This is a genomic window from Parasutterella excrementihominis YIT 11859, from assembly GCF_000205025.1.
Taxonomy (GTDB): Bacteria; Pseudomonadota; Gammaproteobacteria; order Burkholderiales; family Burkholderiaceae_F; genus Parasutterella; species Parasutterella excrementihominis.
In genome coordinates this window covers 1-10,117 of the sequence record NZ_GL883714.1, presented here as the reverse complement: position 1 = coordinate 10,117, position 10,117 = coordinate 1, and the positions used below count along the sequence as shown (strand labels likewise).

General features: G+C 43.5%; 7 protein-coding genes. 4 read left to right on the top strand and 3 right to left on the bottom strand.

Annotated features, from left to right (window positions below):
• Window positions 1-47 precede the first annotated feature (47 nt).
• A complete protein-coding gene (locus HMPREF9439_RS06985) occupies window positions 48-959 on the bottom strand; it encodes a DMT family transporter (RefSeq protein WP_008864315.1) in 912 nt (303 codons plus the stop codon).
• A 680-nt stretch (window positions 960-1,639) separates the two neighbouring features.
• Here HMPREF9439_RS06985 and HMPREF9439_RS06980 point away from each other — a divergent pair.
• From HMPREF9439_RS06980 to HMPREF9439_RS06965, 4 genes are all read left to right on the top strand, one after another.
• The gene (locus HMPREF9439_RS06980) at window positions 1,640-2,761 is read left to right on the top strand and encodes an acyltransferase family protein (RefSeq protein WP_008812256.1); all 1,122 of its coding nucleotides are present in this window, start codon (window positions 1,640-1,642) and stop codon (window positions 2,759-2,761) included.
• 96 nt (window positions 2,762-2,857) lie between these two features.
• Window positions 2,858-4,222, top strand: a complete 1,365-nt coding sequence (dnaB, locus tag HMPREF9439_RS06975) for a replicative DNA helicase (RefSeq protein ID WP_008812257.1) — start codon at window positions 2,858-2,860, stop codon at window positions 4,220-4,222.
• An 874-nt stretch (window positions 4,223-5,096) separates the two neighbouring features.
• A complete protein-coding gene (locus HMPREF9439_RS06970; protein WP_008812258.1) occupies window positions 5,097-6,212 on the top strand; it encodes a replication initiation protein in 1,116 nt (371 codons plus the stop codon).
• A 170-nt stretch (window positions 6,213-6,382) separates the two neighbouring features.
• Window positions 6,383-7,732, top strand: a complete 1,350-nt coding sequence (locus tag HMPREF9439_RS06965) for an MFS transporter (RefSeq protein WP_040603504.1) — start codon at window positions 6,383-6,385, stop codon at window positions 7,730-7,732.
• Between the two features lie 62 nt (window positions 7,733-7,794).
• On the opposite strand, the gene HMPREF9439_RS06960 is transcribed toward HMPREF9439_RS06965, so the two are convergent.
• Both HMPREF9439_RS06960 and HMPREF9439_RS06955 read right to left on the bottom strand, forming a co-directional pair.
• A complete protein-coding gene (locus tag HMPREF9439_RS06960; protein WP_008812260.1) occupies window positions 7,795-8,772 on the bottom strand; it encodes a ParB/RepB/Spo0J family partition protein in 978 nt (325 codons plus the stop codon).
• Window positions 8,773-8,774: 2 nt separating this feature from the next.
• A complete protein-coding gene (locus HMPREF9439_RS06955) occupies window positions 8,775-9,545 on the bottom strand; it encodes a ParA family protein (RefSeq protein WP_008812261.1) in 771 nt (256 codons plus the stop codon).
• Window positions 9,546-10,117: the final 572 nt, after the last annotated feature.

Below are 10,117 nucleotides of genomic sequence, written 5' to 3'. Positions count from 1 at the left end.
GAGCACGTCTTACAAATGTTTCTAATTGTTGTGTGCTTTATACAACATCAGTTTGCAGTTAATGATTCCGTATCTTTAGACGGCCACGCAAGAATAAGCATGTTGGCAAGAATAGCTGTTGCGCCGAGCAGTTCATATGAATTGAACGTAGCCCCCAGAATAATCACCGACAGGGCAACTGCGGATAAGGGTTCAAAGGAACCGAGGATAGCTGTGATTGACGGAATAACGTACTCAGTACTTTTGAGATAGCACCAGAATGCCGCAACCGTTCCGAAAGCAATTATTTGGAAATAACAAAGAACAGAGGGCAAAGTCCAATGAACATCCATTGCAAAGGGATTAGTGAAGAGACAAGCAATCGATCCGCCGACAACCATTCCCCAGCCCACAACATTAGAAACTCCGACACGAGAGATAACGTTTTTAGGCTGTACAGTGCAAAAAGCCCCGAAAGCGGATGACAGCAAGCCCCAAAATGCTCCGGTAGAAACAAAATCCAGAGACTCGAAATTTCCTTTGGTAACGACCAAAGAAACTCCGCTTATAGCCAGAAAGAGACAAAAGAATTCTTTGGGGACAGGTTTTCGATGTTTGCAGATCGCCAAATATCCGATGATAAAAAGCGGACCGACACCAACCATAATAGCTGCGGTTCCGGCATTACTCTGCTCAATCGCAAGGAAGAACGTGTATTGAATTAAAAGAACGCCGACACCGTAGATCAAAACGTCACGGATATTTCGCTTTTCTTTGAACGGTTTCAGAATACTTTGAAATCCTCCGAAAGCAGCTTGAAGCACCAATAACAGAACCCCGGCTCCGATTAAGCGAAGCGTTGTAAGGTGACGGGCTTCAAAACCGCAGTTAGTAAAAAGATATTGGGCAGCCACGGCCATACTTCCCCAGCAGCAGCCTGCAAATGCTGCCAGGAAGACACCTTTGAGAATTTTCAGCATTCTTGTAGTCCTAGAAACCAAAAGTTTAGCAATCCGGCGCTTTATTTAGGTGAGTCCGAGAAGTTGCCTGTTTTGCCAAACCGAACAAATTGAAATGCAAGACGACAAAAATGTAGTTTTGACCACAGTTCTTGCGAATTGCCATTCTGCTGTCTTGCCTTGTGGTCTTTTCCACTTATTCATTCTCCTTTTTTCTTTTTCTATGTAAAAAAGACCACATTTTTTTCCCGATTTTTCCACCTCTGAGGACTCTTCCGCCTAAATAACGATAGCGATTTCATGTTGCTGCCTATCTCGCCCTTTCAAAGAAGCAATAACTAATTTTTTGTGGTCTTTTACACATATTCCAAAGTTTCTCCTCCGTAGATTGTGGTCTTTTTCTCATTGTTTAGAGTTGGAGAAGAAAGCTTTAGAGCACAGTCACGCTAAAAATCCTTATCCGTTCAGCGACTGCCGGAGCATTGAGCTCAACCAACTAAATTCCTGCACATTTTCATTCTCTATTATGTGAAAAAGACCACAATTTTTTAGTCCTATGCGCCTCGGCCAAAAAACACTTCTGAGAGATCTCTTGCAAGGCGTTAACTGCATTCTGATCCTATTGCGATAAATCGTTTAGACGGTTTTCTCTGGCCTTATTTATACTGTCTCTTCGAGTTCCTTACTCAATGAGATAAGCAATGACTGACGCCAAATATGTGAAAAAGGCACCAAGACAATCCAATCTCGAGCTCTCTCGAATTTTGGCAATGTACCTCATTGTGATGCATCACTTTTCCGTGCACGGCGGTGTACCGATTTGGAGCGGCTCCGCGCCTCTCTCTTTTAATTTTTACTTGGATCAGCTGCTTTCCACTGGAGGCAAAATCGGCGTTAATTTATTCGTCTTAATTACCGGATATTTCCTCGCTAAAAAGTTCAGTAAATTTTCCAGCCTCATCTACCTTTGGATAAAGACATTCTCCTACGTAATTGTCTTTTTCCTGCTCTTTTGCGCTCTTGGCTTACATCCCTTCAACTGGAGTTCTTTGATCAGTTGTTTTTTTCCCATCCGGAATGATTTCTATTGGTTTGTTTCTGCCTATTTCCTTCTTATCCTGCTTTCTCCGTTTATTACCATAGGAATAAAGGCGCTGGGACAACGGAAGCTGTTCACATTCTTATTGATTTTCGGATTTTTCTGGTCCGTCATTCCAACTCTAACGACTAAACCTGAATATTACGGTTCAACGCTTTTTTGGTTTGTGTATCTCTTTTCTTGGGGCGCGTTTCTCAGAGATTATCTAGAAAGGAAAATCTTCTCCCAATCCCTGTGTTTGTCGGTTTGCGGAGCGAGCTGGGGCATTATTGCCATCATCATCGCTCTTGCCGATTGGAACAATCGCGTCGGGACTTTCATCGGTTACATTGATTGGTTCACCTTCGCAAACTTGTATAGCGTCTTCTCTTTAATTTGTGCCCTCTCGCTTTTTGTGTTCTTCAAACAGATGCAGATCGGCTACAAGCCTTGGATCAACAAATTTGCTGCAGCGATGTTCGGTGTCTACCTCATTCATGAGAATCCGATTGTTTACCCATGGCTCTGGAGCAAAGTATTCCACGTGCCGGAATATTTGGGTTCCTCTTGGTTCATCCTCTATGCACTTGCAGTAATCACAATCGTATTTTTTATTTGCGCGATTTTGGATCTTATTTGGGAAAAAGTCCTTCAATCCGGATATCAAAAATACCTTTTTCCCCGACTCCAGCCGTTAGATAAAAGAGTTACCGACTTCCTTAATGCTCCGGCGAGCCAAAAATAATTGTGGTCTTTTTCTCATTTTTAACTTTTTTACTTCCGACTTTTTTGAGCTTTATACCTAACTATCTAAAATGGGAGAAACTTTTATAGGTGGTTTATGTCTGCTCCCATCATTGATTCTTTACCGCTCCCGCCTCATTCTCCAGAAGCCGAGCATGCCCTTTTAGGTGCGCTTTTAGCGAATCCTGAATCTTTCCATCTAATCGAGCCCCCTTTAGAGCCCAGTGACTTTTACAACTATGCCAATCGACTGATTTATCAGGCGATATTCTCTTTGGCGTCTCAAGGCAAGCCGGCTGATGTTCTCACGGTTTCAGATTTATTGAGAGAGATCGGGAATGAGAAAGAGACAGGCGGATTGGAGTACCTCAATCGTTTGACGGAAAGCTACGCCAGCGCAGCTAACCTCAGCGAATATGCAAGAATCGTCAAAGATAAGGCACTCAAACGCAACCTCATTTCCAAACTAGCTCAATTAGAAGCTGAGGTCAATTCAGACAGAGGGGCTTCTTCCGAAGACTTGCTCGACCGCGTGCAAAGCGAGTTCTTAAAAATGGGACTTGGCAAAAATAAAGATGCTTCTTCTTTTGAGTCTTCCGGCTCTATTTTGGACGGCGTCATTGACGAAATGCGTTCAATTGCAGACTCTCCGACAGAAATCCGCGGCTGCGAAAGCGGAATCGAGCAGCTTGACGACGTGACAAGAGGCTTTAGACCCGGACAATTGGTTGTCATTGCTGCGCGTCCCGGCATCGGCAAAACGGCCTTCGCGCTTCAGGTCGCACGCCGCACTGCCGTTCGTCAGAAAAAACCGGTTGCGATCTTCGCGCTGGAAATGACAAAGAACGAAGTTCTCAAAAGAATGCTGAGCTCTGAGAGCGAAGTTGAAATGGAAAGTATCGACGGCGCCCAAATGACAGATACTCAATGGAGCAGAATTTATCAAGCTCAAGAAGTGCTGTCTAAAGCACCGATATTCGTTGACAGCTCAAGCGAGCTGACGCTTATGCGCATTAAGACGAAGCTTCGCCAGCTCGCTGCGCAGGTTGGAAATATCGGATTGGTTGTAGTTGACTATCTCCAGCTGCTAGAACAAGAAGACGAGAACGCTTCTGCGGATCTTCGCTCCATACAGATCGGTGTTCTTTCTCGGGGCCTAAAGCTGCTGGCCAAAGAACTCAATGCTCCGGTCCTTCTTTTATCCCAGCTTAACCGTCAGGTCGAAAACCGGCCTAACCATACGCCACTTCTTTCCGACTTAAGAGAATCCGGTTCCATTGAACAGGATGCCGATATGGTGCTCCTGCTTTATTCCAAGGCCAAATTCGGGCAGGAGCAAGGAGACTCCAGAACAATTTACATGGATTTGGCAAAGCATAGGAACGGACGCCTAGAAGTTTTTTCTACGATTTTCAAAGGCGAGATCCAATGCTTTGAAGAATTAAACGCTTGGAATCAATGAGAAGAAAAAAGAGCCTAGACCGACGTGTTCAATGAACATCTAAATCTTGGAGGGCTTCGATCTAGGCCCGTAAACTGATAATTGTTAGAAAAAATAACAAAAATATGGGATAAATAGCAAATTAAGAGACGGATTTTTTTATTTTTGAATTTAATAAAAAGCCCTGATAGCCTTGGGTTTTTCAAAAATTAGCCGGAACTATTTTTATTCTGACACTCATAACTGCTATGCAATGTAATTTCTGCGGCCTAAGCTAACTTTCAGGCGGTGAAATTGTGGTCTTTTTCTCATATTTTTAAGCTGGCCTTCTCTGCTTCGTCTTTCGATGACTTAATTCCCTCTCTTTCCTACTTTTTGATTTTCTTCACGTTGTATCGCTCCTAAATTTCTATTTTGCGAAACTTTTGTGGGATGCTGTCGGTGTGATCTGACTGGTTCTCTCTTTCAAAACCTTCTATGACAGAGGCTTGCTGATTTGTTCCATCCAAACTGAGCTGTTTGCGTCGCTTTAAAATTTTTTGAAGCCTTTTTCATTGGGTGTGTCTTTTAGTCGTAGGCCTTTTTTATATTTTTATATTAATCTTTTTATTTTTTAAGGCCCTCTATTTTCACTTTTAAATCAAAAAGTTATAGACGTAAAAATGTATAAAAGACCACAAAATATGAGAATTTGACCACAAATAGGCTTTTTTTTTCTGTGAAAAAGGCGACTTAATATGTGATTTTTACCACATATGCAGAAGGATTTATGTGAAAAAGACCACAATATTATGTAAAAAAGACCACAGTGTTCCGATTCTTTTTCCTTTTGGAAGAGGAAGTGTGAGAGAATCAACTATCGAAATGTCAGAATGAGCCGGATCGGAGGGTATTAATGGTCAGCGAAAATCAACAACAGGAGTTTGAACTCCTCACAGACGATGATGATTGGTCTGACAGCCCTAAAGCCGGGAAAAAGAATTCTTTATGGAATACCAATGCGGTCGTTGTTAAATCAAACGACCTGCTGACGGCGAAAACCAACCTCACCTTAAATGAGCTTCGAATCATCTTAGTTGCGATCAGTAAGATCGATTCGATGAATCCGGAGGTCAGAGGGGATGCAAGTTATTGGGTTTCAGCCAAAGAGTTAAGAGAGATCGGCAGCGAACGTTCTAAGGCCTATAAATACCTCCAGAACGCAGTCAATACGCTTTACAACAGAAGCGTTATCCGCACCTTCGGATCCAACGGTAAAGAACGAGATGAGTTCCGTTGGATTTCTAAGGTCTCTTATCGAAGCGGCATGATCGGTCTGACGTTCTCCCAGGAGGTCCTCCCCTTTTTGACGCGTATCCGAAGCAACTTCATTCGCTATCCGATTAAACAGATTTCCGAATTGAAGAGTGTTTCGACATTACGATTCTTCGAGCTGTGTGTGCGCTGGCGCGGCCAGGTCAAGAAGATGACGATTACCGAGCTTAAAGACATTCTTAACATTCCTCAAAAAAAATTAAACGGCGACGTCGCTCGAATTGTCAGAGAGTGCGCTGCCAAAATTAATGAGGCGACCAAAATTGACTTCCATGTGGAGTGCGAGTTCGTCCGAACCGGTAGAAAATTTACTCATATTATCTTTTCCGTTAAGAACCGTCCCAATATTCTTGTAGAAAGAACTCAGTCGGTTCCGCCGGAGGATGTGCCGGATGTTAGAGATCTTGTGGGCTATACCGATGAGGATTGGCAGAACCTGACTTTGTCGGACAGTCAGAGAAATTACTTTGCTTCTCTCCTTAGCCGTCACAACGACGGCGGCGTAGGCAACCGCTTTGCCGGCGAGTTCATCAATGCTGCCGGACGTGAAGGGTACTCTCAAGAGTCTTGGAAACGCTGGATCGAAAACCGTTTGGCCGATCCCAAGTTTGTGTATGAAGCGAGAGTCTATTTACATGACCTCGGGTTCAAACCTTTATCAGCGGTTAAGAAAAATGTGAAAAAGACCACAAATTAAAACCTCTACGAAACAGCCGCTCGGCTGTTTTGGTTTTTAGGAGTCACGGTTTTCTGAAAGATATTGTGGTCTTTTTCACATTGTTTAAACTGTTGCGTCTCTAAACGGCCGCATTCTTTCTTGTTTCTGCTCTCTTCCTCGTATCCTTGAAGAAAAAACAAGGACTAAAAATGGTTTATTTGGATACGATGCCTCTGAGATTCGGGCATTTTCGGGTTTTGATTACAACAGCGATGGGGCAGTTCCTAGGAGCCGCTGTTGCAACGCTTTCCGGCGTCTTAATTCCTCTTCTCGCCATCGTTCAGCATCATGAGCTGGATTCGGTAACACAGGGCCTGATTGCCAGTATGGAACTGATCGGCATCATGGTTGGGTCCTTTGTTATTGGAAAACTCGCCGATAAGGACGGATACCTTCCGTTTCTTAGACTAAGTTCCATCCTTGTTTTTATCGGTGCGCTTGTGGTCTACGTGACAGGAAGCATTGATCTGCTGATTCACTCGCTGTTTGTCATGGGATTCGGCATCGGAGGCGATTTTGCATTGGATTCCGACTATGTTGATGAAGTCATGCCGAAACGCTGGCAGGAAACGATGGTCGGTATCACCAAATCATTTTCTGCTCTCGGAAACTTGTCAGCTGGTGGAGGTTTCCTCGTTCTCTGTTCGATCGAGTGGACTGCAGAAATTTGGAGACAGATCTTCTTATTTGTGGTCTTTCTCTCATTTTTAATGATCATCAGCCGATTATTCTTCTTTAAAAGTCCCGGCTTTCTTATTGCAAAAGGGAAGTTTGACGAAGCCAGACAGGTTGTTAAGGCAATGCTTGGACCTGATGTAGAGATTCCACCGTCCTATTTGGAAAAAACTTCTTCTTCTAACGGCGCTAAAGTAGATCTGTTTAAAGGAGAAACCCTTCAGAAAGTGATTTTTTCCGGTGTGCCTTGGGGATGTTCAGGGCTCGGAGTATATGGAATCGGCATCTTTCTCCCGATACTGATTATGAGTCTCGGCATTTCCGGTTTTGATACTTCTAAACTGGGTCCTTTAGGATCCGTAATGAACTCGGTGAATCTCACGTTTATTATCAGCTGGTTCATTCTCATCGGATTTATAGCCGGTCTTTTTATTCTTCATAAAGTTTCGACCGTCAAACAACAGTTTTACGGATTCCTGCTCGCCGCCGCGGCTGTTCTACTTCTGCTGCTCTGCTATTTATTCAAATGGCCTGCCGCTATTTCAATTGCAGCGTTTGTTCTGTTTGAACTGGCTCTTAACGCCGGCCCAAATCTTACGACGTTCATCATTCCGTCATTAGTCTTTCCGTTAGATATTAAAGCAGAGGGGGCGGGCTACGCTGCGTTCTTCGGGAAGTTTGGCGCTGTGATCGCTGTCTTTAGTTTTCCTATCCTCATGAAGCTGGGAGGCGTTTCTCTAGCGCTAGTTGTATCAGTGGCTGTACTTGGACTTGGCGCTTTTCTGACCTACTTCTACGCGAAAAAATTAGGACTGGAAAAATGAGAAAAAGACCACAAATCATCAAATGATTTTGTGGTCTTTTTCTCATATCAAGAACGTTTGATCTATGCCAACTCGTCAATCATCCTGATCCTAATTTTGTCCACAGGCACTGCTACGACGGTTTTGTTGTCTTCACGTAAGACGCAGACTTCGTCGTGACGATCAGAAAGTAATCGCGGAAGAAGATTGCCGGAAACTTTCTCACCTGCCTCATCTAAAAATTCAACTTGAATACCCAAGGCTTTACCGGCGGGCACACGGCGATAACCTCTAGGAAAGTCTTTCTTTTTAAGACGATCCTCAAACGCAACGACTTTTTTGGGTTTCTGCGGAACGATTTTCTGGAGTCTGTCCAATACAGCTTGTGCAGAACCGCGGCTAATTAGGCCGTCTTTGTCTTTGCAAGCTTCCAGATCTTTAGCGATGTTGGTGCTTTTTTCACAGATATTGTTCAGGATCTGTGCTGTCTGGGCATCGTTAACAGCGCAATCGACAATCAATTTAAGAACTTCTTTCTTAGAAGAAGCTAATGCGGCAATACGAGAAATATAAGTTCTGTCTTTGCCCAAACGAGCAGCAATTTCGGTTTGGTTAAAACCGTTCTGAATCAGCTGGCTAATGCTTTGGATCAAATCCTGAAGCTTCATATTGTCGCGCTGGATGTTCTCGGTTAGCTGACCGAAAATTCTTTCTGAATCAGAAACAGGAGCATCAACAACAATAGCTTCTACCGTTTCCAAGCCGGCTTTCTTAGCCGCCAGCCAGCGGCGTTCGCCCTGCAGGACAACGTATTTATTGTTTTCACCTTTAATGACTGTAATCGGCATCAGCTGGCCGGATTTCATGGATTCAGCCAGCTCGTCGATATTCTCAATAACGGTTCTCACCTGAGGCCGGACCTCAATTGACTCTACTGGTAATTTTGTTAAAACCTTTCCATTGACGCCCGCGGCAATCGCACCGTTAAACTCGGTCAAGCTTTTGATATTGGTCGGTTTAAAAGTTTGAGTCTTTGCTTTTGTAACTTTAAAAGTTTTCATAGTTAACCGATTTTCTTAATTCTTGCCAGCATTTCTTTGTACACGGCTTCAAGTTCTTCGTAGGATCGCTTGCCGTTGCGGATTTCGTCCACGGGGATACCCATTGTTGTAGCGGCATCAATCGGAGCGCGATGTCTGAGTTTGGAGTTGAAGATATCGCAATTGGTCTCAGAAACGAGATACTGCAGTGTGCTCTTAGCAGAAGCAGAATCATCGTATTCATTAACCACAACACCTAAAAATTTCAGGCTGGGATTGAAATTCTGCTGCACGGCACGGATGGTATTGACCATGCCGGAGACGCCTCCGACCGCATAGCCTGAGAGTTTGATCGGGCAGATGACATAATCAGCCATGACCAATCCGCCGAGGAGTTTTCGGCCCAAAGAAGGCGGGCAGTCAACCAAGATATAGTCGTATGCGTCTTTTAGTGCCTGAATATTCGCAGCCGGGTTACGAATAACATCCAACTCACGGCTTTCGATGTCATAACCTTCGTTCGAGTTCGGTTCAGATCCGATTAAATCTACGCCGTACGGGGTGTCATCAAAGATTCCGAGCTCTTCGAGATTCGGTTCAAAAAGAGCCGCAGACGAAGTAGCGGTGTACGGCTGTCCTTGTGTCAAAGATTCTGTCGTATTTCCTTGCGAATCAATATCGATGACCAGCACTTTCTTTTTACGATGTTTACGTAAATAAAAAGCGGCTTGCACCGTTAATGTTGATTTGCCGACTCCGCCTTTTTGATTAGCAAAAGCTATGACCTTCCCCATAGGGACTTCCTTAAATTTGTAGATATCTTCAGACGGTATCTTAACAAATTCAAAAATCGGCGTTTGAAATGTGACGTGTGAACATGTTCACACTACAAAAGAGTTGTGGTCTTTTCCACATAATATTGAAACTTCTGAGAGAAAGATTTCAATGATTATTAGCAGAGATTTGAAGGAAAATAAGAGACAAGAGCTACACATCTGTGGTCTTTTTCACATAGTTCCGTTTTTCTAAGAAAAAGTTGAGAGTGAAGACGGACTTTAAACAAAGGAATCTAAATAAGTAAAATCAACAACGATTAGACACATCGCTGTTATTGAGAGAAAAAGAACAGTAAGCGAGAGTGAATTTTTATTTTTCGAAGCAGTTTTGCTATTCGAATTAATCGCTCCAAATTTCGGGACGGAATAGAGCAGACGAATGTTTCTAAAATCTGCTCTACTACAACAAGATTAGAAAAGATAAAACTGAGAAAGCCTGATTTGGTAAGGTCTGCGGGCCGAGTTCTGCACTTTTAGGTGCGGAAGACAGAGTTCGAGTGTGAACATGTTCACACAGAAGAAATAAGCAG

Coding starts and splice junctions, on each gene's coding strand:
- HMPREF9439_RS06980 (WP_008812256.1), top strand. CDS start 1,640: ATGACTGACGCCAAATATGTGAAAAAGGCACCAAGACAATCCAATCTC.
- HMPREF9439_RS06985 (WP_008864315.1), bottom strand. CDS start 959: ATGCTGAAAATTCTCAAAGGTGTCTTCCTGGCAGCATTTGCAGGCTGC.
- HMPREF9439_RS06965 (WP_040603504.1), top strand. CDS start 6,383: ATGGTTTATTTGGATACGATGCCTCTGAGATTCGGGCATTTTCGGGTT.
- HMPREF9439_RS06955 (WP_008812261.1), bottom strand. CDS start 9,545: ATGGGGAAGGTCATAGCTTTTGCTAATCAAAAAGGCGGAGTCGGCAAA.
- HMPREF9439_RS06960 (WP_008812260.1), bottom strand. CDS start 8,772: ATGAAAACTTTTAAAGTTACAAAAGCAAAGACTCAAACTTTTAAACCG.
- dnaB (WP_008812257.1), top strand. CDS start 2,858: ATGTCTGCTCCCATCATTGATTCTTTACCGCTCCCGCCTCATTCTCCA.
- HMPREF9439_RS06970 (WP_008812258.1), top strand. CDS start 5,097: ATGGTCAGCGAAAATCAACAACAGGAGTTTGAACTCCTCACAGACGAT.